18 protein-coding genes are annotated in these 23295 nt (G+C 68.4%); 11 read left to right on the top strand and 7 right to left on the bottom strand.

All coding sequences use genetic code 11. The features are described from left to right. Positions 1 to 101 precede the first annotated feature (101 nt). Positions 102 to 1190 (bottom strand): Rad2 family DNA repair protein, encoded by a 1089-nt coding sequence (locus ABN034_RS29165; RefSeq protein ID WP_349694194.1) that lies wholly within the window; start codon positions 1188 to 1190, stop codon positions 102 to 104. Between the two features lie 316 nt (positions 1191 to 1506). Between ABN034_RS29165 and ABN034_RS29160 the strand changes: the two genes are divergently transcribed. Then, positions 1507 to 3147: a SagB family peptide dehydrogenase gene (locus ABN034_RS29160; protein WP_349694193.1), complete on the top strand. Its 1641-nt coding sequence runs from the start codon at positions 1507 to 1509 to the stop codon at positions 3145 to 3147. Between the two features lie 441 nt (positions 3148 to 3588). Continuing rightward, on the top strand, positions 3589 to 6441 hold the full coding sequence (locus ABN034_RS29155) for a winged helix-turn-helix domain-containing protein (RefSeq protein WP_349694192.1): 2853 nt from the start codon (positions 3589 to 3591) through the stop codon (positions 6439 to 6441). An 86-nt stretch (positions 6442 to 6527) separates the two neighbouring features. Here the strand turns inward: ABN034_RS29155 and ABN034_RS29150 are convergent, their stop codons facing one another. Continuing rightward, complete coding sequence (locus tag ABN034_RS29150) at positions 6528 to 6896, bottom strand: DUF7144 family membrane protein (RefSeq protein ID WP_349694191.1); 369 nt, start codon at positions 6894 to 6896, stop codon at positions 6528 to 6530. 626 nt (positions 6897 to 7522) lie between these two features. On the opposite strand from ABN034_RS29150, the gene dnaK reads away from it, so the two are divergent. The 6 genes from dnaK to ABN034_RS29120 all read left to right on the top strand — a co-directional run bounded on the left by dnaK (position 7523) and on the right by ABN034_RS29120 (position 15132). Continuing rightward, positions 7523 to 9433 carry a molecular chaperone DnaK gene (gene dnaK / locus ABN034_RS29145; protein WP_349694190.1) on the top strand — a complete coding sequence of 637 codons (1911 nt, stop codon included), beginning with the start codon at positions 7523 to 7525 and terminating at the stop codon, positions 9431 to 9433. 5 nt (positions 9434 to 9438) lie between these two features. Beyond that, a complete protein-coding gene (locus ABN034_RS29140) occupies positions 9439 to 10002 on the top strand; it encodes a nucleotide exchange factor GrpE (RefSeq protein WP_349694189.1) in 564 nt (187 codons plus the stop codon). Positions 10003 to 10015: 13 nt separating this feature from the next. Further along, positions 10016 to 11053 carry a DnaJ C-terminal domain-containing protein gene (locus tag ABN034_RS29135; RefSeq protein WP_349694188.1) on the top strand — a complete coding sequence of 346 codons (1038 nt, stop codon included), beginning with the start codon at positions 10016 to 10018 and terminating at the stop codon, positions 11051 to 11053. Then, positions 11050 to 11418: a chaperone modulator CbpM gene (locus ABN034_RS29130; RefSeq protein ID WP_349694187.1), complete on the top strand. Its 369-nt coding sequence runs from the start codon at positions 11050 to 11052 to the stop codon at positions 11416 to 11418. The genes ABN034_RS29135 and ABN034_RS29130 overlap by 4 nt, the downstream gene beginning before the upstream one ends. After that, the gene (clpB, locus tag ABN034_RS29125; RefSeq protein WP_349694186.1) at positions 11400 to 14039 is read left to right on the top strand and encodes an ATP-dependent chaperone ClpB; all 2640 of its coding nucleotides are present in this window, start codon (positions 11400 to 11402) and stop codon (positions 14037 to 14039) included. Before ABN034_RS29130 ends, clpB begins: the two co-directional genes overlap by 19 nt. Before the next feature lie 271 nt (positions 14040 to 14310). Beyond that, positions 14311 to 15132: a class I SAM-dependent methyltransferase gene (locus ABN034_RS29120; protein ID WP_349694185.1), complete on the top strand. Its 822-nt coding sequence runs from the start codon at positions 14311 to 14313 to the stop codon at positions 15130 to 15132. 130 nt (positions 15133 to 15262) lie between these two features. On the opposite strand, the gene ABN034_RS29115 is transcribed toward ABN034_RS29120, so the two are convergent. Further along, entirely contained in the window at positions 15263 to 15904 is a 642-nt protein-coding gene (locus tag ABN034_RS29115; RefSeq protein WP_349694184.1) for a M23 family metallopeptidase, read from the bottom strand. A 767-nt stretch (positions 15905 to 16671) separates the two neighbouring features. Between ABN034_RS29115 and ABN034_RS29110 the strand changes: the two genes are divergently transcribed. From ABN034_RS29110 to ABN034_RS29100, 3 genes are all read left to right on the top strand, one after another. Continuing rightward, positions 16672 to 17283, top strand: coding sequence for a TetR/AcrR family transcriptional regulator (locus ABN034_RS29110; RefSeq protein WP_349694183.1), 612 nt, complete (start codon positions 16672 to 16674; stop codon positions 17281 to 17283). 12 nt (positions 17284 to 17295) lie between these two features. Next, positions 17296 to 17871: an SRPBCC family protein gene (locus tag ABN034_RS29105; RefSeq protein WP_349694182.1), complete on the top strand. Its 576-nt coding sequence runs from the start codon at positions 17296 to 17298 to the stop codon at positions 17869 to 17871. A gap of 156 nt (positions 17872 to 18027) precedes the next feature. After that, on the top strand, positions 18028 to 18912 hold the full coding sequence (locus tag ABN034_RS29100) for a S41 family peptidase (RefSeq protein ID WP_349694181.1): 885 nt from the start codon (positions 18028 to 18030) through the stop codon (positions 18910 to 18912). Between the two features lie 15 nt (positions 18913 to 18927). Here the strand turns inward: ABN034_RS29100 and ABN034_RS29095 are convergent, their stop codons facing one another. From ABN034_RS29095 to ABN034_RS29080, 4 genes are all read right to left on the bottom strand, one after another. After that, positions 18928 to 20076: an alpha/beta hydrolase gene (locus tag ABN034_RS29095; RefSeq protein WP_349694180.1), complete on the bottom strand. Its 1149-nt coding sequence runs from the start codon at positions 20074 to 20076 to the stop codon at positions 18928 to 18930. A gap of 10 nt (positions 20077 to 20086) precedes the next feature. Continuing rightward, positions 20087 to 20497 (bottom strand): tRNA (N6-threonylcarbamoyladenosine(37)-N6)-methyltransferase TrmO, encoded by a 411-nt coding sequence (gene tsaA / locus ABN034_RS29090; protein WP_349694179.1) that lies wholly within the window; start codon positions 20495 to 20497, stop codon positions 20087 to 20089. A gap of 79 nt (positions 20498 to 20576) precedes the next feature. Then, positions 20577 to 22559: an ABC transporter substrate-binding protein gene (locus ABN034_RS29085; RefSeq protein WP_349694178.1), complete on the bottom strand. Its 1983-nt coding sequence runs from the start codon at positions 22557 to 22559 to the stop codon at positions 20577 to 20579. Positions 22560 to 22722: 163 nt separating this feature from the next. Further along, entirely contained in the window at positions 22723 to 23295 is a 573-nt protein-coding gene (locus ABN034_RS29080) for a hypothetical protein (protein ID WP_349694177.1), read from the bottom strand.

Below are 23295 nucleotides of genomic sequence, written 5' to 3'. Positions count from 1 at the left end.
CACAACGGCGATGTGGCGCCGCGCGGGCATGGTGATACCACGCAGCGTCGCTGTCGGGCTGTCTCGCAGGAGCATCGTCGCGGGTCTGGAGGCTCCGACCCCTACAGGTCGGGGAGCTGTGACGCGGACAGGACGTACTGGAAGAGGTTCCGGTAACGCCGCATGACGGTACGCAGCTCGTCCGTGCTCATGCTGTCGTTGTGCCGCCACTCCCGCTCGATGCGGTCGCGGTGGTCGGTGAACGTCGAGGTGACGAACTGCATCGCGTCCCCGATGAGCAGGCCGGCCTCGCGAACCGCGTCACGTGGGTCGTCGAGGATCTGCGCCTGGGTGACGAGCCAGCGGTGCTGGAGTTCCTCCACGTGCCGCTTGCGAGCGGCCTCGAGCTGCTCGGCCTCGCTGGGCCGTGACAGCTCCTCGCCGGTGTCCTCGAGCGGGTCCCTGTCGTCCTCGTCGCGGCTGTCCTGGATGTCGGAGTGCTTCGGCTCGCCGAGGGACTGGTTGCCGGCCTGACTCGCGTCGGGTTGCCAGGTGATCCCACTCGGCGTGGACGGGACGGACCGGAGTCGCGGGGTGTCCGAGGGCGTGGCGTCATCGGAGCGGGTCGAGGTGGTCACGGGACCTTCCCAGGAGTCGCGCGGCGCGGTGGCCGCGGACGTCGGAACTGGTGGGCGAGAGGTGGAATCGTCCGGCTTGGGCTCGAACGGGCTGCGGTCGGGCTCGAATCGACTGCGGTCCGGCTCGAACTGGCTACGGTCGGGTCCGAGCGGGCTGTCGGTCTTGCCCCGATCGGGGTCGAACCGGCCCCGATCCGGATCGAACGTCCGCCCGGCGTCGACTCGCCCCTGCTCGAACGGCGGGGTGTCGACGAACTGCGGGGGTTCGAACTGGCCACGGTCGCGGGGCTCGAAGCCCGGGCCTGGGCCTGGACCGGGTCCGGGGCCGGGCAGGCCGTTGGCGCGCTCGGGTGGTGCGCTCTTCAGATCGTCGGACGGCGGTGGGCGCAGGCCGGGCGGGGCGAAGGCCTCGAAGCCCTCTGGGACGTGGGGATCCCGCGGTGCCGGAGGGCCGGGTTCGAGGGTGCGCTCGAACCGGTGGGCGTCGTTGGCCACGTTGTCGTCACCTTCTGTTTCGGGGGGTGAGGTGAGCCGCTCCAGCCACGACTTCCGGCCCTTCTGGACGTCTCGCATCGACGTTCCTCCAGATTTGCTAATCGACACAGCCCCAGCTAATCGACACAGCCCCAGCCGATGAGTCCGCGGATCTTGGCACGATGAGTCGGGGCGAGCCTGTAGCACGTGAGAGTTCCTGTCAAGCCCGGTTCTCACGCATTGTTATCTGCACTCTGCAAAGCGTCATCGCGTGTATGTGCTCAGTGGCTGTCCGCAATTATGCCGCCTCATTCCTCTTCTACTTTCCGTGGTGTCCTGTCCCGATTCGAGTCACAGGTCGTGAGGGATCCATTGCGTTCCGGAGCCACCCAACTGGCCGGCGAGAATGGTTCAGATGAGCGGGAACGAGGACATCGCGAAGGCCTGGGCGTTTCACGACGCCACGAAGTACTCGGTCCGGGAGGAGGCTGAGGGGCCGGCGTTCGCGATGGGGACGCCGCCCGAGCTCGAGAACGCGATCTGGGAGGAGGACCGTTCGCTCGAGCCCTACCCGTACAAGATCTACAGCTCACTCGCGCCGATCCCGCTCCCTCGGGAGTTTCCGCGTTCGGACGTGCCGGCACTCGATGCGCTCGCCCGCGTCGGTACGGAGACGCAGGCGGACCCAGGCCAGCCCGACCTCGCGACGCTGGCCCGGATCGCGCTCTTCTCCTGCGGCGGCCTCGACCGGCGGACGACACTGCGGGGCGGGCGGATCATCGACTACCGCGCCGCCGGCGGCACGGGGGCGCGCTACCACCTCGAGGCGTACTTCGTCTGCGGTGACCTTCCCGACCTCCCCGCCGGGCTGTACCACTACGCCGCGCACGACCACAGCCTGCGGCGGTTGCGGTCCGGCGACTTCCGAGGCGTCCTCGTCGACGCGACCGGGGGCGAACCGGCACTGGCGTCCGCTCCTGTCGTCCTCGCCCTGACGAGTACGTTCTGGCGGAACGCGTGGCGCTACAAGGCTCGTGCGTACCGTCATGCCTACTGGGACGCGGGGACGACACTGTCGCACGTGCGTGGCCTGGCCGCGTCCTGCGGACTTCCGGCCACGCTGGTGCTGGGTTACGTCGACCGGGAGGTCAACGACCTCCTCGGCGTCGACGGCGTACGCGAGGCGACGGTGGCCCTGTGCGCGATCGGGCGGGATGGGCGCCGCCGTCACGCCGGGCATCCGGAGATGCCGCCGCTCGACCTCCCCACCAGGGCGATCTCTGGCCGGGAGGTGGAGTTCCCGCTCATCCCGCGGACCCATGCGGCGTCCTGTCTGGACTCGGCCGCCGAGGTGGAGCGGTGGCGCACCGCGGCTCTTCGTCGTACGCCTGCGGAACCGCGGGGTCGCCTGGTGCCACTCGAGCCCCTGCCGCCCGGCCAGCTCGCGGGTGCGCCCGTGGAGGACGTCATCGCTCGCCGGCGGTCGACCCGGCACTTCGACGTCGAGGCGGAGCTGCCGTTCGTCGCGTTCTCGACCCTGCTCGACCGCTCGACGCGCGGGATCGCGGCCGACTGCCTCGCCCCCGGAGCGCCTGCACTGCACGACTGTTACCTCATCGTCCACGGTGTCGAGGGGCTCGCGCCCGGTGTCTACGTTCACCATCCGGGCCGCGGCGACCATGGGGCGGGTGCCGTCGAACTACTGCGGCAAGGCGACTTCCGGCAGGAGGCGCGGCGACTGGCCGTCGGGCAGTGGTACACGGCCGACGCCCACGTCAACGCCTACTACCTGACCGATCTGCACGACGTTCTGGGGGCGTACGGAAACCGGGGTTACCGGTTGAGCCAGCTCGAGAGCGCCCTGCACGCCGGCATCGTCCACCTGGGTACGCATGCGCTGGGGGCACTGGAGCACGGGGGCGAGGTGGTGCGGCTCGGCGCCGTGGGCTCGACGTCGTGCGACGACGACGTGGTGGAGTTCTTCTCCCCACACGCCGCCGGGAAGAGCTACATGTTCGTGACGGTGTTCGGCCGGCGGCGGCCGAGCCGGCGGTGAGACGGGTCGGACCAAAGGAGTCGACCACGACCACGACGAGCACGTCGTCGCTCGCGCACGGACGACGTTCGCACGGTATGTCTGGTCCGTTGCGGATGTCTGGTGCGTTCAAGTCAAAATGCCGATAGCGCTCCCGCCCGAAAATGTGCTGGGTTGGTCGAGCTGGGTTCGGTTGGTCAACGCACATTCGCGATGCGGCCGATGTCGCGTTCAGGGTGGAGGCGGCCGGGTATCTCCTACCCAGCCAGGCGGCAGGGCGTCATGGTCTCGCGTTTCTCCGGCGGGCAGGTGCCGATTTCGAACAACCAGAAAAGCCCGCGGAGGACGCCGGGCGGGGCGCATAGTCGAAAGGTAGCTGGGCTGGGATGGCGAATCGACAAAGATCACTCGCGACGGGTGAACTTTGCCTGATGGGGCTTCGACAGGCGGGGAAGGAGGGGCATGGCTCGCGAGCCAGGATTGAGCAAAGCGGTGAGTTCGCCGACAGATCGGTTGATCCCGCGCGCACGTGTTCCCCTTGACCAGGGACGCCCGCGAAGCGTTCTCGACGCCAAGGTGTCGGCGCCGGTGCCCGCGGTTCCAGTCCTGCCGAGGCCCCGGCTCTTTCACGCCCTGACCGACGCGACCGAGCGCCGGGTGACCGTCCTCAACGCTTCTGCCGGTGCCGGCAAGACGATGCTCCTGGCCTCGTGGTCGGCATGGTCGACCGGGCAACGTGTCGCCTGGGTCTCGTGCGACCGGAACGACAACGAGCCGAAGGTGTTCTGGGCCTGCGTCGTGGAGGCACTTCGCCGAGTGTGTGGGCGCGGCTCCGAAAGCCTCGGGCAGCTGGCCGGGCACGATGACCTCGCGAACCCACAGTTCGCCGAACGGTTGCTCGACGCCCTTGCCCCGCTTGACGATCCGGTCGTCCTCGTCCTGGACCAGGCGCACGAGATCACCGACTGGAGACTGCTTGCCGGCCTGGAGATCCTGCTCCGCCACGCACCTCCGACGCTTCGACTGGTCCTCTCCGGCCGTGGGTTCCCCGCACTGTCGTTGGCCCGGTTGCGGGTGGCCGGTGAACTCGCCGACATCGGCCCGGCGGAGCTGGCGTGTACGCCGGCCGAGACGCGGGACCTCTTCGCCCTGTTCGGTCTCGACCTGGCGCCTCCTCAGATCGCCGGCCTGCTCGAACGCACCGGAGGATGGCTGGCCGGCCTGCGGCTCGCGACCCTGTGGTGGCAGGCCCAGCCGCCGCAGCGCCGGGACCCGGCCGGCTTCACCGGAGACGAGCCGCTCGTCGCCGACTACCTCTCCGATGAGGTCGTAGGCTCGCGGTCGTCGCCGCTGCGGCGGTTTCTCCTGCGTACGTGCGTGGTCGACAGGGTCACCGGTGAGCTCGCCGACGTTCTCACCGGCGGGAGCGACGGGCAGAAGACGCTCGACGTGCTCGAACGCGAGAACGCGCTCGTCGTACCCGTCGGTCGGCAACGCACGTGGTACCACTACAGCCCGCTGCTGCGCGAGTTCCTCACCGACCGGATCGGTCGGGAGATGCCGGACGAGATCGCCGATCTGCACCGGAAGGCAGCCGGGTGGCTTGCCCGGCGCGGACTTCTCGTGGACGCGGCGCGCAACGCCGCGGCAGCGGGGGACTGGCGGTTGGCCGGCACGCTCCTGGCCGGTGACGGAGACCGCGCCTTCGCCAACGGCGAAGGCGCCGCGCTCGAGCCGCTGCTCGCTGGCATCCCCGCCGACGAGATCGCGGCGAACCCCGAGCTGGCGGCCGTCTGTGCGACCGCCCGGTTGAACGCCGGCGACCCCGACGGTGCCGAGGCGTTCCTCTCCGTCGTGGCGGGCATGCCGGACAAAGAGGGCCCCGCACAAGGCGGCCCCGCACAAGGCGGCCCCGCACAAGATGTCTCCGCACACGACTCGGCGTCGCCCACGGCTCCGGCCGAAGCCATGGACGGCCTCGCCCGCGAGGTCAAGGTCACCGAGCTCCGACTGCATCAGGGCTGCCTGCGCGGGTGTGTCGACACTACAGTCATGACCCGCGCGCACCAGCTTCTCGACGACATGGGCCGTGCCGGACTGCGGTCACACCACCGGAACGGCCTTGCGGGGCTGGCGTACTGGCTCGGCATCGCGGAACTGTGGAACGGTCACATGAGCGCGGCGCGCACGTCCCTGGCTCGGGCGGTGCCGCTTCTTGCCGAGAACGGCTTCGGGCGGTGGGAACGCCGCGCGCGTGCCTGGCTCGCGTTGCTCGACGCCGTTGACGGCCGGCTCGAACGCGCCGAGCGCGCGATCCGAGGTGAAGGAAGTGAGCCGCCGAGTGACCCGGTGCGCCTGCTGTACGACCTCGCCCAGGTCGTGATCGACGTCGAGCGGGACCGGCTCGACCAGGCGTGGAACCTGCTCGCCACCATCGCCGTGCCGCCGGGGGGAGAGGCTACGGACGCGGCCCGAGACGCCGGTTCGGCCGACCCGCCGCTGCGGGAACTGTACGGCCTGCTCCGGGCCCGGATCCTCATCCACCAAGGCGACCTGGGCGCGGCCAGGGCCGAGATCGCCACGGCGAAGGACGACGCGGCCCGGCTGCGTATCCAGGTGAAGCGTTACGCCACTCTGCTCGAGATCGACATCGCTTTACAGGAAGGCAATCCGGTGCAGGGTCGGGCCGTTCTGTCGGCCGTGACGGACCCGCGGCGCGTTGCCGGACCGGATTCCACGCCGGCAGCCGTCCGGGTGGCCGACGGGCGCCTGCATCTCGCCGGTGGAGATCCCGCGGCGGCGCTCGAAGCCGTCACGCCATGCCTGTCGGGTACGTCCGGAGAGACCCGCCTCGTCGACACCGTCGCCGCGCTTCTGGTTGCCGCGACGGCGCAGCGACGGTTGGGTACCCAGGCATCGGCGACCGGCTACCTCGAACAGGCCCTGGCCCTCGGCCGTGACGACGGCCTCGTCCGGGTATTCCTCGACGCGGGCCGCGGCGTACGGGCGCTGCTGACCGTCGTGATTCCGCCGGAGGGTCCGCACGCGAGCTTCCGCAGTGCCCTGCTGCACCGGTTCGACGTCCAGCCCACGGCCACCTGGAAGTCGCCGGACCAGACCGTTCGGTTGACGGCGAGCGAACGCGCGGTCCTGCACTACCTGCCGTCCCATCTCACCAACGAGGAGATCGCCCAGGATCTCTGCCTGTCGGTGAACACCGTGAAGTCGCATCTTCGGACGCTCTACCGCAAGCTCGGCGTCGGCAGCCGGCGCGAGGCGATCGCGCGGGCACTGCAGCTCGAACTCCTCAGGTAGGTAGTCACGGCCCGTGCCGAGGACGCCGGAAGGTCACCCCGAGCGGGGTGACCTTCCGACGGTTCCTCCGTGAGCGGTTGCGTCCCTCAGGCGCGAGCCGTCTCCGTCTCCCGACCGTGAACGGCGAGAGCGTAGATGGCGATCAGGTCAACCGCGATCATGACGATCGACCAGATCGGGAACGCAGCCAGCGTGAGGAAGTTCGCGATCAGTGCGAGGCTGACCAGCGCGAGCCCGACATACCTTCCCCATGCCTGGCCGCCGAAGACCGCGAGGCCGGTGGCGATGAGGAGTGCGGCGAGAGCGATGTGGATCCATGCCCAGGCCGTGTAGTTGAAGGCCACAGCGAGTCCCGTGCTCCCGACGATGTAGTACCCAGTATTGACCAGGGCGGTGAGGCCCCAGATCAGCTGGAACACACCGAGGACGGCCAGGACTGTACCGGCATAGGTCAACCAACCAGATTCCGCGCCCATGCCCATCGGAGCCCGACGCCCCTCCTCAGAACGACGTGCCTCCGGAACGGTGGGCCGTGCCTCCGTACCGCGTTGCTGCGCCTCAGCTCCACGCTGCTGCGCTTCGGTGCCACGCTGCTGGGCCGCATCCTGCGCTTCTTGCTGCGCCGAGCGGCCTGTATCGCGGCGTCCACCCATGTCTGTCATGGCCCAACCCCCTGAATGGTCTGCGCCCCCCTACGTCATACCGAAGGCGTCCACACACCACGGTCCGCGTAACGCACGACAAGGGCGTCACCCATTCCGGGTGAAGTCAGGTCCCTCGGTACCGCGTCCGAAAGCGTCACAAAGCCGGGCGATGCGTACCGGGACGAGAAGGCGGCCCCGACCGCGGCTGCCACCCGGTTGACCGTCCGGTCGACGTGACGAACGTCCCCAGGATGGCCGGGACCTCGGCGGGGGCGCGCCACCCCATCGGGGTGAAGGCGACGGACACCCGTTTTCGCACGGCCTTCCGGCCCGCCGCATGCCTTCCTTGTTCAGGTTGCCGCCCGTGTTGACGCGGCGTGACACTGATTTTGCCGACCACAAACGGATCGAACCGATAGACGAGAGTGGGCCAGGCGATGGCGACAGCGGTGGGAATTGATCTAGGGACGACGAACTCGGTCATTGCGGCGATGGAGGGTGGAAAACCGTCCGTCATCCCCAATGCGGAAGGTTCGCGGACAACGCCTTCAGTTGTGGCATTCACCGACCAGGGCGAACGGCTGGTCGGACAGCTGGCCCGTCGGCAGGCCATTTTGAACCCCAAGGGGACGATCTACTCGGCGAAACGCTTCATCGGCCGCCGTTATTCGGAGATTTCGAGCGAGCAGCACTCGGTGTCCTTCGACGTGGTCGAGGGACCCGACGGCACAGCACGTTTCGAGATTCGCGGAAAGCAGTATTCGCCTGAGGAGATTTCTGCCCTGATTCTTCGCAAACTCGCCGATGACGCCGGGAAGTATCTGGGCGAGCGGGTCACCGAGGCGGTCATCACCGTTCCTGCGTACTTCAACGACGCACAACGCCAGGCGACCAAGGACGCCGGACGAATCGCGGGCCTCGAGGTGCTTCGGATCATCAACGAGCCGACGGCGGCGGCCCTCGCGTACGGGCTGGACAGGTTGCAGCACGAGACGGTGCTGGTCTTCGATCTCGGTGGTGGCACCTTCGATGTCAGCCTGCTCGACGTCGGCGACGGCGTGGTGGAGGTGCGGGCGACCTCTGGTGACACGCACCTTGGCGGTGACGACTTCGACCGGCGGATCGTCGACCATCTGGCCGAGGAGTTCCAGCGCAGCGACGGGATCGACCTGCGCGTTGATCCGCAGGCGCTGCAACGGTTGTTCGAGGCGGCAGAGAAAGCGAAGGTCGAACTGTCGTCGGTAACGCAGACCACGATCAGTCTGCCGTTCGTCACCGCGGACGCCTCGGGTCCCAAGCATCTTCAGGCGACGTTGATGCGCTCGACGTTCGAGGAGATCACCGCCGACCTGGTGGAGCGCTGCACCGAGCCGGTACGCCAGGCGATGGCCGACGCCAAGGTCACCGCCGATGACATCGACGAGGTGATCCTGGTCGGTGGCGCGACCCGGATGCCGGCGATCCAGGGCCTCGTCCGGCGGATGACCGGCGGCAAGGATCCCAACATGACGGTCAATCCGGACGAGGTGGTCGCCCTGGGTGCCGCCACACAGGCGGCCGTGCTCAAGGGCGAGATGAAGGACGTGCTGTTGCTCGACGTCACGCCGCTCTCGCTGGGGCTCGAGACGCTCGGCGGCGTGATGACGAAGGTCATCGAGCGCAACACGACGATCCCGGCCCGGCGCACGGAGACGTTCAGCACCGCTGAGGACAACCAGTCGGCGGTCGACATCGTTGTCCTGCAGGGCGAACGCGAGCGGGCGGCCGACAACCGCGTGCTCGGGAGGTTCCGGCTGGAGAACATCCGACCCGCACCGCGTGGCGAACCGCAGGTCGAGGTGACGTTCGACATCGACGCGAACGGGATCCTCCATGTCACCGCGCGGGACCGCGACACCGGTGCGGAGCAGAAGATCACGATCAGCGACACGTCCAACCTCGACCGGGCCGAAGTGGAACGCATGGTGGCCGACGCCGAACGCTTCCGTGCCGACGACACACGGTTGCGCGAGACGGTCGACGCGCGCAACGAGCTCGATTCTGTGGCCTACAGCGTCGAACGCGTCCTGAACGAGGTCGGCGACGCCGCTCCCGAGCACGAGAGGGCCCGGGCCCAGATGCTGGTCGGTGATGCGCGGCAGGCCGTCAAGGACGACACCGTGTCGCTGGACCGCCTGCGCGGTCTGACGAGCGACCTGCAGCAGGTCTACCACAGCATCAGCGCGGTCCGGACCCAGCCAGGTGGGGAAGGAACGCCCGGAGCTCCGCCCGGCGGTCCCGGCGCCGGCCCGGGCGGTCAGGGCGGATCCGACGAGGACGTCATCGACGCCGAGTTCACGACGGACTGAGTGCCATGTCAGACGACAACGCCGCGACACCCGCATCCACTCCCGCATCCCCTTCAGCATCCACGTCCGGATCTGCCGAGGGGGTCGGGCCTGACGCCGGCACTGCCGAGCTTCACGAGCGCATCGCGGAACTGCACGAGCGCATCGCCGACCTGGAGGACAAGTGGCACCGGGCGGCGGCCGAGGTCGAGAACACCCGCAAACGGGTGGCCCGCGAGATCGCCTTCGGGCGAGCGGAGGAACGCACCCGACTCGCCGCGCAGTGGCTTCCCGTGCTGGACGACCTCGACCGAGCGCTTCAGCACGCCGACGCTGACTCGGACTCCGTCATCGCCGGCGTCGAGGCCGTCCGTCAGCATGCGCTCAAGGTCATTGCCGGGTTGGGGTTCCCCCGCCAGGATGTCGAGAAGGGCGCGAGGTTCGACCCGGAACGTCACGAGGCCGTCGCCACCGTCGCCACCGACGACCTGCCCGACCGCGCCGTCGTCGATGTCGTACGACCGGGTTACGGCGAACCTGAGCGCCAGCTGCGTCCCAGCGCGGTCGTCGTGGCCGCGAAGTCCGAGTAGGTGACGGGGGACGATGGCGGACCGGGACTTCTACGAGATTCTCGGAGTACCCAGGACGGCGAGCCTGGAGGAGGTCCAGCGCGCCTATCGCAAGCTCGCCCGTGCGCACCACCCGGACATCAACAAGGACCCGGCGGCCGAGGAGCGCTTCAAGGACATCTCGGAGGCGTATGACGTCCTGTCCGATCCTGACACCCGGCGGCGTTACGACGCCTTCGGACCCGACTTCCGCCAGGTGCCGGAGGGCATCGACCCGGAAACCTGGTCCAGGGCCCGTGCGGCCGGACGCGCGCGGGCGGGCGCGGGTGCGGGGGCCGGCGCAGGCGCCCGGCGCGGCGGCCGACGTCGCGGCATGGGCCCGGAGGTCGGCCGCGACTTCGGCGGTGGCGTCGGTGGCGGTGTCGGTGAGGACATCGACCTGGAGGAGTTGTTCGGCGGTCTCTTCACCGGTGCGGCCGGGCGCGGGTGGGGCCCGGTTCCTGGCGCGGACCAGGAGGCCGAACTCGAGGTGAGCGTGGCCGAGGCTTATCACGGCGGGCGGCGTTCGATCTCTCTGGCCGGACCGCACGGGACCAGGACGTTCGAGGTGTGGATCCCGGCAGGCGTCACGGATGGCCAACGGATCCGGTTGGCGGGCCAGGGCGGCCGCGGCAGTGCGGGCGCGGACGCCGGCGACCTGTATCTCGTCGTCCGCGTGGCACCTGACCGGCGCTACCGGGTGGACGGGCGTGACCTGTACGTCGACCTGCCGCTGGCGCCATGGGAGGCGGCCCTGGGTGCGACGGTCACCCTCGACACACCCGGTGGTGTCGCGAAGGTGACGGTCCCGCCGGGAACGTCGGGTGGACGCAAGCTCCGGTTGCGCGGCCGTGGTCTACCCCGCCAGCATGGCCGCCCGGGAGACCTGTTCGCCGAAGCCCGGGTCGTGGTGCCGGAGCGGCTCAGCGCCGAGGAGCGCCGGCTGTGGGAGGAACTGGCGGAGGTGTCGCCCTTCGACGCGCGAGAAGGAGCCCGGTCGCGGGACGGTGCCGGCCGGAGGACGACATCATGACGTTCGCAGTCGTTCGCGTACAAAGCCGCCGGGGTTCTGACCTGATGGACCTCGAGACGTTCGCCCGGCGGGCCGGAGTCCATCCCGAACTCGTCCGCCGGCTGGTCCGGCTCGGACTCCTCGAACCGACGCGGGACACCCGCGGCCAGCTCGTCTTCGCACCGAACCAACTCGTCGCGCTCGCCCGGATCGAGCGGCTCCGCGCGGGCGCCTGCCTCAACTATGCCGCGATCGGCCTGGTGGTCGACCTGCTCGACCGCATCGCCGAGCTCGAAGCGACCCTACGGCGGTCGCACCAGGAGATGCCTGCCCGACCGAGCGAAACCAGACCGACCGGAGGCCGACCATGGACCCGAACCGGCTGACCCAGAAGTCGTCGGAAGCCCTGCACGACGCCCAGACCGCGGCCGTACGCCTGGGCCACACCGAGGTCGACGGCGAACACCTGCTGGCAGCCTTGTTGGACCAGGCGGACGGCCTTGTGCCGCGTCTGCTCGCCCAGGCGGGCGCCGACTCCGACCAGCTCAGGGCCGAACTCGAAGCTGAGCTTGCCCGGCGTCCCCGAACGTCGGGACCGGGCGCATCTCCTGGCCAGGTCTTCCTCACCCAACGGTTGAGCCGGCTACTCGACGCGGCCGACCGGGAGGCGCGCCGGCTGGGGGACGAGTACGTGTCGGTGGAGCATCTCGTGATCGCCCTTCTCGACGAGGGTACGGAGACGGCGGCCGGCCGGCTCCTGCGCGGCCAGGGCCTCACCCGGGAACGCTTCCTGCACGCCCTGGCGACGGTCCGCGGAAGCCAGCGGGTGACCTCGGCCAGCCCGGAAGGTGCGTACGAAGCGCTGAAGAAGTACGGCCGCGACCTCGTGGCCGACGCCGCCGCGGCGCGGCTCGACCCAGTGATCGGGCGCGACACCGAGATCCGTCGGGTCGTCCAGATCCTGTCCCGCAAGACCAAGAACAACCCTGTGCTGGTAGGGGATCCGGGCGTCGGCAAGACCGCGATCGTCGAAGGGCTGGCACAACGGATCAACCACGGCGACGTTCCGGAGGGTCTGCGTGGCAAGACGATCTTCGCCCTCGACATGGGTGCGCTGGTGGCCGGCGCGAAGTACCGCGGAGAGTTCGAGGAGCGGCTGAAGGCGGTGCTCGGCGAGGTCAGGGCAGCCGAGGGCCGGATCCTGCTGTTCATCGACGAGCTGCACACGGTCGTGGGCGCCGGTGCCGCCGAGGGCGCGATGGACGCCGGCAACATGTTGAAGCCGATGCTCGCCCGCGGTGAGCTGCACATGATCGGCGCCACGACGATGGACGAGTACCGCAAGCGGATCGAGAAGGACGCCGCGCTGGAGCGTCGCTTCCAGCCGGTGCTGGTCGACGAGCCGTCGGTGGAGGACACCATCTCGATCCTGCGCGGGCTGCGCGAACGACTCGAGGTCTTCCACGGCGTCAAGATCCAGGACAACGCGGTCGTCGCCGCGGCGGTGCTGAGCCACCGCTACATCTCCGACCGGTTCCTGCCGGACAAAGCGATCGACCTCGTAGACGAGGCCTGCGCGATGCTGCGTACGGAGATCGACTCGATGCCGGCCGAACTCGACGAGCTCACCCGTCGGGTAACCAGGCTGGAGATCGAGGAGGCGGCACTGTCGAAGGAGAGCGACGCGGCGAGTCAGGAGCGCCTCGAGGAGCTGCGACGGGAGCTCGCGGACCTGCACGCCGAGGCCGACGCGATGCGCGCTCAGTGGGAGGCCGAACGCCATACCCTGCATCGCGTCCAGGCGTTGCGCGAGGAGATCGAGCAGGTGCGTGTCGAGGCGGACCAGGCCGAGCGTGACTACGACCTGAACCGGGCGGCGGAGCTACGGCACGGAAAGCTTCCCGAACTCCAGCGCAGGCTCGGGGCCGAGGAGGCACAACTCTCCGCCCGGCAGAACGGGCACCGGTTGCTGCGCGAGGTCGTCACCGAGGACGAGATCGCGACCATCGTGGCACGGTGGACCGGCATCCCGGTGAGCCGGTTGCAGGAAGGCGAACGGGAGAAGCTCCTACGGCTGGACGAGATCCTGCACGAGCGAGTGGTCGGCCAGAACGAAGCGGTCGACCTGGTGGCCGATGCGGTGATCCGGGCGCGTTCGGGCATCAAGGACCCGCGGCGGCCGATCGGTTCGTTCATCTTCCTCGGCCCGACGGGCGTCGGAAAGACCGAGCTGGCGAAGACGCTGGCGGCGGCGTTGTTCGACACCGAGGACAACATGGTCCGGATCGACATGAGTGAATACCAGGAACGCCACACCGTCAGCCGGCTGGTGGGTGCGCCCCCTGGTTACGTGGGATACGAAGAGGGCGGCCAGCTGACTGAGGCGGTCCGGCGCAAACCGTACTCCGTCGTGCTCTTCGACGAGATCGAGAAGGCGCACGCCGATGTCTTCAACCTCCTGCTGCAGGTGTTGGACGACGGGCGGCTCACGGACGCGCAGGGCCGCACGGTCGACTTCCGCAACACGGTGGTCATCATGACGTCGAACGTCGGCTCGGAGTTCCTCAGCGAAGGAGCTGCGGCCGGCGGCGAGATCGAGCCGGACGCCCGCGACCGGGTGATGGGGGCACTGCGGGCACACTTCCGGCCCGAGTTCCTCAACCGGGTCGACGAGATCGTGCTCTTCAAGCCGCTGACGCAGGAGGAGATCGAGCAGATCGTCGACCTGATGTTCGACCAGCTGCGCGATCGGCTGGCCGACCGCCGGATCACGCTCGACGTCACCGCGGAGGCTCAGCGGCTGATCGCGGTGCGCGGCTATGACCCGGTCTACGGTGCACGTCCGCTGCGGCGGTTCATCGCGCGCGAGGTCGAGACCCGCATCGGCCGGGCGCTGCTCACCGGCGACATCGCCGACGGCGCCTTGATCCGGGTGGGCGTGGCGGCCGACGACCTGGCGGTGAGTTACGAGAACCCGCCGCCCGACACCCACGCCGCAGCGGCCTGACCCGGCGCGTGGCGGCAGCCGTACGTCGCCCACGGGTGAAGGCTGGCCGTGGGGGGATGCAATCGCGCTGCAATGGCCTGGGCCAACCTCGCGCCAAGACAATGACCACGCTAGGTATGCCTGTGGACGTTGCCGAGGCGTCCATGCCTGTTCGGGGTACCACAGGCATGCTCAGCGTGGTCATTCCACCGCGCCCCCCGCCGGGGAGGACTTTGGGCTGGTTCTTCCACGGGACGGGCCTAGGGTCGAGAATGCGAAACGGAGAGTGGACATGGCCGACGGACAGCAGGCGTGGCAGCTGGCGGGACGCGGGCCGGAGGCGTACGAACGCTATCTGGTGCCCGCCTTCTTCGCCCCCTGCGCTGAGCGCCTCCTCGACGCGGCCGAGGTCGCCCCGGGTGAACGCGTACTCGACGCGGCCTGTGGCACCGGCGCCGTGGCCCGTGGTGCGGCTGCCCGGGTCGGTTCGCTCGGCGGCGTGACCGGGGTCGACCTCAACCCCGGAATGGTCGAGGTCGCCCGATCCGCCACCGCCGGCATCACGCAACCCGCCATCGACTGGCACACCGGTGACATGACGGCGTTGCCGTTCCCCGACGAGACTTTCGACGTCGTCTGTTGCCAGCAGGGCTTCCAGTTCGTCGGGGACCAGCCCGGCGCGCTGCGTGAGATGCGGCGGGTCCTGGTGCCTGACGGTCGGGCCGCGGTCGCGGTCTGGCGACCTATCGAGCACAACCCCGCCTTCGTCGCCCTGGTGAACGAACTGGAACGCCACTCCGGCGCCGCCGCTGCGGCCACGATGCGCTCACCCTTCGGCGGTCCCGGTCCCGACCGGCTGCGTTGGCTCCTCACCGACGCGGGACTGCGCGACGCGTGGATCGGCATCACCATTCTCACGGTGCGCTTCGGTTCGGCCGAGGAGTTCCTGACCCAGGAGTCGGTGAGCTCGCCGCTGGCGGAGCCGCTGAGTGCGCTGGACGCGGGCGGTTGGCATGCGTTGCTCGAAGGCCTGGACGCGGCACTCCAGCCGTACGCCGACGATGATGGCCTCACCTTTCCCATGCAGAGTTGGCTCATGACCGCTCGCCGCTGACGGCGTACATTCTCAAAGAGTTTGTCGAGAGGGCGAATTCCCGTACGAAGGGACAGCGGCCGCGGGATCATCGCGTTACCACGCTGGTCGAGGGAATCGCATGGTGTGCGTTTGGGGTCGGCGGATCGTGTCAGGGCCTGAGCCCTTTCGTGGCCAGCCATCGCGAGGGATCGATTGCTGAATCGAGTTTGCCGCCATGGGGTCGTACCTCGAGGTGGAGATGTGGGCCCGTCACATTGCCGGTGGTCCCGACATAGCCGATCACGGTGCCGGTCGCGACCTTGCCAGCCTTTCGTTCGAAGCCGGACAGGTGGGCGTACAACGTCACCGTGCCGTCGCGGTGCCTGACCTTGATCCGGTTGCCGTACGCGCTGCCGTTCCATCCCGCCTCGATGATCGTCCCGGCCCCGACCGCCCTGATGGGCGTGCCCGCGGGGGCGGCGAAGTCGAGACCGTGGTGGGAGGAGGACCAGTTGTTTCCTTGCTGGCCGAACCGTCCGGTCAGGTGGTATTTCTGTACGGGTAATACCCAAGGCCTTGGTTTCGGGCGGTTCCTGGCCGCTCGGATGGCGGCCCGCCGGCGTTCGGCGTCCTGCCGGAGTTCGGCGTCCTGCCGGAGTTCGGCGTCCTGCCGGCGTTCGGCGTCCTGCCGGAGTTCGGCGTCCTGCCGGAGTTCGGCGTCCTGCCGGCGTTCGGCGTCCTGCCGGCGTTCGGCGTCCTGCCGGCGTTCGGCGTCCTGCCGGAGTCGTGTTCGGGTCGTGGCGGCGGCCATTCGAGGCGTTGGCCGCCCCGCATTCCGGGCCGGCCACGACGTGGAGGCTCGCGTCACACCACCATTTTCTCGGTTTGCGTACATCGTCGATGAGGTTCGGCGAGGTGGGCTACGGTGTCGCGGTGCCGCATTATTGCTGGGCCGCGGTTCGGTGCCAGTCGTGACGCCAGTCGGCGCTGGTAGTTCGCCCACCGCCACGGCGGTCGCGGGAACGGCAATGCCAATCAAGAATGTTGCGGCAAGGGTCCACGACACATAACTATGGCCACGCGACCTTTCGGCAGGAGGTTGTGCTTGCCGCCGATTTCGCAGACAATCCACGATGGTTACCCTCGAGTTCAGCGAATGCGCCACGCCTTCCAGGCAGCCGGTGGCGAGTATTTCGACTTCACACCCTCAAGAATTCACCAGTCGATGTAGGTAAAAACGCTTTGCTGGGTGAGTGTTCTCTCTTTGCATTCGGCGGTGGCGGTGAGGCCAAATTGCACTCGGCAATGGCGAGTTCAGTACAGTCACTTTGTTTTTGTTCAACTGCTTACCCCGACGTTCGACCGTTCCTGAATTGAGAATCGGGCGCGTCCTTGCGATTCACGGCGTGCGGGAAGGGGGCCTTCCCGCGGCGTCGTCGCGAGCGGCCGGCGTTGGGTCCGTCGCTGGAGTGGCACGCCCGTGCCGGCAGATTTCCGATACGACCGTTGCGTAAATCCCTCGGCTGGTGTACCGTCCCGATTACGAAACGACCGTATCGAAAAGGAGGTGGTCCGACAGTGAACGCTCGGCGGGGCCGGCCGCGGGATCCCGACACCGACGCGCGGATCCTGCGGGTCGCGGGGGAGCAGCTCCTGGAGCGCGGCTACACGGCGTTCACGGTCGATCACGTGGCCGAGATCGCGGGTGTCGCCAAGACGACGCTGTACCGACGTTGGCCTACCAGAGACCATCTCGCCATCGCCGTGATCGGCCGAGGGCAGGAGGAGATCGAGATCGCCGACACCGGTGACCTGCGGGCCGATCTCATCGACTTCATGGCCCAGATCGCGGCGGGATTGAACCGCACCCGGCGTGCCGGCCGTGGGGCGAACGACCAGGACGACCAGTCAGCTGGCCTGGTCGCGGAACTCGTCGCCGCCGCGGCGCGACACGCCGACATCGGCACGCTCGTCCGCGATCTCTTCGACAAACGGATCGCTCTGGCGGTCGCGCGGATCGAGGCTGCGCGGCGGAGGGGCGAGGTGCGTTCGGACTCCGACCCGCACCTGCTCGTGGATCAGCTGGCCGGCGCGCTGTACTACCGGATCCTGATCACCGGCAAGCCCATCGATCGTCGCTATGCCACCCACCTCGTCGACGCCGCGTTCGCCGGTGTCCTTCCTCGTTGAGGAGATCTGAGCATGACCACGACCGCGAGTGCACCGACATTGGAAGGTGGAGCCCCGAGGCGGCGGCGGTCTCCTCGCCGCCGGTTGATGGTGGCCGGTGCGCTGGTCGCTGTCCTGGCGGGCTACAGCGCGTGGGCCAATCTGCGTCCGTTCACATTGAGCGCGACGATCGAGGTCGACGCCACGTCGGAGCAGGTGTGGAGCGTGTTGGCCGACCTCGACGCGTACGCCGAATGGAATCCGTTCATCGTCTCCTCCTCCGGCGAGCTCGAGGTCGGCTCCACCGTGCGCCACGTCATCCGTTCCGGCGACGGCACGACGACGTTCACGCCTACCGTCCTCGCCGTCGAACCCGGCCGTGAGCTGCGTTGGGTCGGCAGGGTGCCCCCCGGGGGAGTCTTCGACGGCGAACACAGTTTCACCATCGAGCCGCTCGGTCCGAACCGGGTGCGGCTCAAGCAGACCGAACGATTCGCCGGCGTGGCGGTGCCGATCGCCAGTGGCTTTTTGAAGCGCGACATCCTGCCGCGGTTCGAGGCGATGAACCGCGCCCTCGCAGAGCGGGCCGCCCGACATGGCCGCGGGTGACCAGCTTGTGCCGAGGGCGTCGCGGGGACCTACCTACAGAGGTGGCGCTCTCTAGTCTTCCTGGGGGAGCACCTCGATGAGGTTGCCGGTTCATGTTCGCTCAGAGCGTCCGGAACGCGCCGCTGGAAGGGGCCCAGGGGGCCGTACCGTGTGCGCATGACGGAACCCAGCGGGACGACGGTCAGTGAGTTGGCCGCACGGCTGAGCGGCTGGCTACGCCGCCTTCCGCCAGCGGAGGACCGGATCGTGGCGTTGATCAAGGAGCTCGACGCCAGGTATGGCGACCGGTCGGACCCGGTGACCGCGACGACGTGTCGGGAGGTCGAACGTACCGCGTGGGCGTACTCGCGTCATCTCGAGTTGCAGTTCGAGCCTGCGGGCACTGGAACGCCTGACGAGGAGAGCCCGGGTTGGGACGATCCTGACCCGGCCGGCGTCCTGCGTGGTGCCGCCGCGGTGACCCGGGTGCAGCGGTTGCGGGAGGGCATCAGCCTCATCCAGATCGACAGCCTGGAACCGGTGAGCCTGGCGCAGTCGTACGTCAGGGCGGCGTTCCAGCTCGCACGGCACGCGTCCGGGATCATCATCGACCTTCGGGGCAACGGCGGCGGCGACCCCGCGACCGTCGCGCTCATCGCCGGCCTGGTGCTCGGAGACGTGTCGCGCCCGTTGTCCGAGGTCACCTATCGCGAGCGTAGGCGGCAGTGGTGGACGCCTGACTTCGAGGCCGGGACAGCTGTGCCGGCTCACGTCCCGGTGGCGGTGCTGTCGAGCACTCGTACGTTCTCCTCCGGCGAGGCGCTTGCCTACCATCTCCAGGCGCGCGGCAGGGTCACGGTTGTCGGCGAGGCGACACCTGGTGCGGCGGATCACGTCACACCCATCCGCCTGACACCGACGGTCCTCGGGATCCTGCCGGAGGCGTACGTCACCGACGCGGTGACCGGTACCAACTGGGAGGGCCGCGGCGTGCTGCCCGACGTCGCATGCACCGCAGAGGAGGCGGCTACGGCGGCGGTCGACCACCTGCTGCGGGCGTGACGCGGATCGGTGTGGTCATCGTGGTGCTGCGAGGTGCCGGGAGAAGAAGTCCACCGACTTCGCACCACTCCAGCCGTGCCCGCCGGGGAACAGGTCGAGCTCGAGCCGATCAGCCGCGCCCGCGGCCCGATAGATGTCCGCCACGCGAGAGTGACACGCCATCGCGGACTCGAGACGGAAACACTGGTCGAACGCGCCGATGTCGACCAGGAGCGGTCGTGGTGCCAGCAGGCCTTGCAGGTCTGGCAGATCGACGAGTTCGTACAGACCGGGCGTGATCTGCGATCCACAGTAGTTGAGGTCCCGGAACGCGAAGTGTTCGAACAGGTCGCTGTAACAGATGATCTCGGCGGCCGCGAGCCGCTCGTCAGTCAGGGCACTCCACAGCGTCATGGTGCCGCCGCCGGACAGACCCATCACCCCCAGCCTGCCCGCGTCGACGTACGGAAGTGCCGAGGCGAAGTCGACCAGGCTCCGCCCGTGCGCGAGGTTGATGCCGAGTGGCGTCATCCCGAGCATCGTGGCCTGCAGGTAGTAGAGGTTGCACCAGTCCCGGCCGCCGGCGAGGTCGTGATGGTGGGGCTTGCCGCTGTCGTCCTGGTCGCCGTACCCCATCCAGTCGATGCCGAACGTCACGAAGCCCGCCTCGGCCATCCGCCGACCGTAGGACGTGTGGGTGTCCCGGTCGGCCTCACGCAATGCCGGCGACGAGTCGTTTCCCATGACGACCTCCTTGCCACCATGGCTGTGTCCGTGCCAGCAAAGGAGCGCGGGACGGGTCTCACTCGCGCCCAGCCCGGCCGGACGGTTGACATAGGCGTACGCCGCAAGGTGTGCGCTCACGTCAAGCAGCCATCGCTGGGTGAGGACGTCGCCACGCTGCCATTCGGCGATGAGCTCTGCCTGCGGCGGGACGGCGGCGGGAGCCGTGCCGAGCGTGGCGAGGACGTCGGGGAGTGCCTTCGCCTGCCACTCCGCTACATCACGGCCAGGGGTGTAGCGGTGAGTGGGTGGTCGGGTGGCGGCGAGTGTGCGGAACATCTCGTACGGGCTCGTGTTGCGGACGGTGCCAGCCATGACAGCCCTTCCTTCCCCACCTGCCGAGGATCGGCAGCTCGTCAACCGCGCGGCGATGACACCGGCGGTGATGAGCTGCCGGTCCATGGCGGCAGGATCATCGTTCACCCTGATCGCTCAGTACCGGCTTGACGTCGACGAGGGGAGTTCCATCGACCGCTTCGAGATCCCGTACGAGGATCCGGAGCCCGTCGATGGCGGTGATGCGTACCCGATGCAGGCCGATCGGATTCGGTCGGTCCGCGGACCGGGTGCTGAACACCCCGGTCACGGGGTTCCGGGGATCATCACGCGGATGCACGGCGAGTACGTCTCTCTCGGCGCGGTGAAGCCACGTCAGGACGAGAACCTCCGCACCCACCACGAGGTCGCGGAGGCCCTCCGCCACGTCAGTGTTGAATACCAGCCACGCCTCCGGCGCACCTTCGGACCCCTGCTTCGGGGCGACCGCAGGATCGACGAGCGTGGACTCGACGTATCCAACGGGCCTTACTTCGTACGACGTCATGGCATCACCCCAGAGCGCGGCTCACCCGGTCACCTTAGACCTGGCCCATGACGCCTGCCCCTCCGTCTGTCCGTTCGGTTCAGGCGTCCGTGTAGTACTGCTCGGGGTTGGTCGGCCCCGGTGTGGGATAGACATACGCGTTGGGCATCGTCTTCGGAACGTTGTGAAAGGTCGTCTTGACGATCCCGTAACCCTGCGCGGGCAGGATCGTGCCGATCGCGTAGAACTCGTCCGTGGCGATCTGCAGGATCTGCATGAAGAGCTCCCGACGTTCGGCCGGGTCCGGACTTGCCTTGAGCTGGTCGTACAGCTCCATCTGCCGGCGTGTCGTGGCAGGCGGCTTCATGGCGGGGGAGTCGCCGTTGTACCAGTTCGCCCAGGCGATCGCGTAGTTGGACTCCTGGCTGAAAGGGAAATACCAGCGGGGGTCCAGGATCGCGTCGTTCAGTCCACCGTCGCCGCCCCAGATGGCGACGTCGTGCTTGTTGGCTTCCTTGCGGGTGTAGAACAGCGCGCGGTCCTCCGCCTTGATCCGCATGGTGATGCCGACCTCGGTCCAGTACCCCCGGATGAGCTCCAACGCGTCGACCTGCGTGGGGCTGAGGCCGGTTGCGGTCTCGACGTCGAACTGGATCGGTTCTCCGTCCGGCCCCAGCCGCCGGTTCTCGCCGTCCCGTTCGGAGTAGCCCGCCTTGTCGAGATGCTGGTTGGCCAGATCGACGTCGTAGTCGACGTACTGCGTGGCGAGTTCTTCGACGTAGAACTCCGACCGCTCACTTGGCGCCGCCTGCCAGGGCTTGCCCTGACCCTGGAACACCGCGGTGATGAGTTCCTCGCGGTTGATGGCGTACGACAGGCCGATGCGGAAGTCCTTGTTCTGGAAGATCTCCCGCTTCATCCGGTCCGGGTGGGTGAGGTTGAACGCGATCATCAGGTTGTTCATGCTCGCGGGCACGGTGTCGAAGAAGTCGTAGCCGCCGGACTCGCGGTTGCGGGCGAGGACCGGCTTGTTCCTCGGCTCGTTGATGTGGCGCGCGTGCATGTCGAAGTCGCCGTTGCTGGCCCGCAGCAGCATCACCTCGGGGTCGGTGATGACCTGGAAGCGCACCTCGTCGATGTAGGGAAGCTGGCTGCCGTCCGGGTCGGTCTTCCAGTAGTACGGATTGCGGCTGGCGACCAGGCGGGAGCCGTCACCGAGGGCGTTGTCGACGTGCCACGGGCACAGTGTGGGAAGGTCCGGGTTCATCCAGCGCGCGTTGTAGGGCGTGCCCTCGATCAGGGCACCCTTGCGGTTGAACAGCTCCACCCAGTCGGCGACGCCCTCCTCCTCGACGAGCGCGTCGATGTCAGGGTTGTACTTCTCGTGGAACTGCTTGAGGTAGTGGAACGGCCTGGACACCAGGTCGGAGCCGCCCGCCTGGGCCTGTTCCTCCGGGAAGAGTCCGTTGGGACGCTCGAACGTCACGCGCACCGTGACGTCGTCGATCTTCTCGAAGGTCGCGGGATTGTCCGGCGGCACGGGCGTCAGCTTCTCGTTCCTCTCCACCTCCTCGTTGGCGAACACGAGATCGTCGGCGGTGAACGGCTCGCCGTCCGACCAGCGCATCCCCGCGCGCAGGGTGATGGTGTACTCCCTGCCGTCGGCGTTGGGTTCCACCGACTTCGCGACGTTGGGGATCACCTTGGAGAACTCGGGGTCCCAGCGCGTGAGGTTGTCGTAGCCGATGGTGCGGTCGAGCCAGGCGGCATCGGCGGGGCCGAGCAACGCGGTGTTCCAGGTGCCGCCGTACGCACCGATCTGATCGGCGGGTCGGACGACGAGCGGTTCCTTCGGCAACCGCTTGGCGACCGGCGGCAGGTCTCCCGCCTTGACCAGCTTCGCCAGGCTCGGTGCTTCGCGACCCTTCTTGCCGGCCCGGCCGCCGCCACCGCCGCCGGAGTTGGGATCGGTGGACAGCAGGTCGCAGCCGGTAGTGAAACCAGCCGCCACCAGTCCCGCGGTGCCCATGCGGAGCAGCTCACGTCGCGTCTGGCCGCGGCCGCGATTGTTCTCGACGCCCATCTCACACGCCCCTGTCCTCGGCTTCGGTGCCTCGATCGTGGAGCCCCCGTGGACAACGCTTTCCGAAGACTAGGGACTACGCAGGACGGAGACAAGAAAAGGCATTCGGCAGGTGCCGTTGTGGGACACCGCGCGGCTCGGGATCGGTGGCCAGTGCGTGTCCTTACGTGGGCCCAACCCGATGGGTGAGGGAGGCGACACTGGTGCGGATACGGTTCGGCAGGAGCCGCCAGCACCGACCGCCGAGTGCGAAGGCGACCACGAGATAGAGCACCATCCACAGGTTGAACGTCAGCGAGAACCCGCGCAGTTCGCCATCTGCGTAGGTCACTGCACCGCCGATGCCGAGTGCTTGCAGCCCAGTCCAGTCGAACACGCCATCCGGACGTGGGCTCGCAGCCTCGACACCATCGATGAATGCTTGGTGGCCGAGAAACCCGGCGCCCGAGAGAACGATCTCGACAGCAAGCAGCCAGAAGACCGCCTTCAGCAGGTTGGGGCGCCCCCTCCCGGCATACGCGGCGTCGAGGTATCCGTGTGCGAGACGGCGCAGACCGCCAAGTCGGCGGATGGCCTCGCCCGCGCCCACCTTGGCGGCAGAGGCATGCAGGTTCAACCGCAAGTCGCGACGGATGCTCCGACGGGTCCGGCCTGGGAGGCTTCCCAGATGGATGTCGAGCGTCCACAAGACCCGTTCGATACGCAGTCGGCTTGTCCAGCCGAGTGGTGCGGGCAT

The organism is Actinopolymorpha sp. B11F2 (genome assembly GCF_040195635.1).
GTDB lineage: Bacteria > Actinomycetota > Actinomycetes > Propionibacteriales > Actinopolymorphaceae > Thermasporomyces.
Note: the sequence above shows the minus strand (reverse complement) of the source record. Positions and strands in the feature narration are given on the sequence as shown.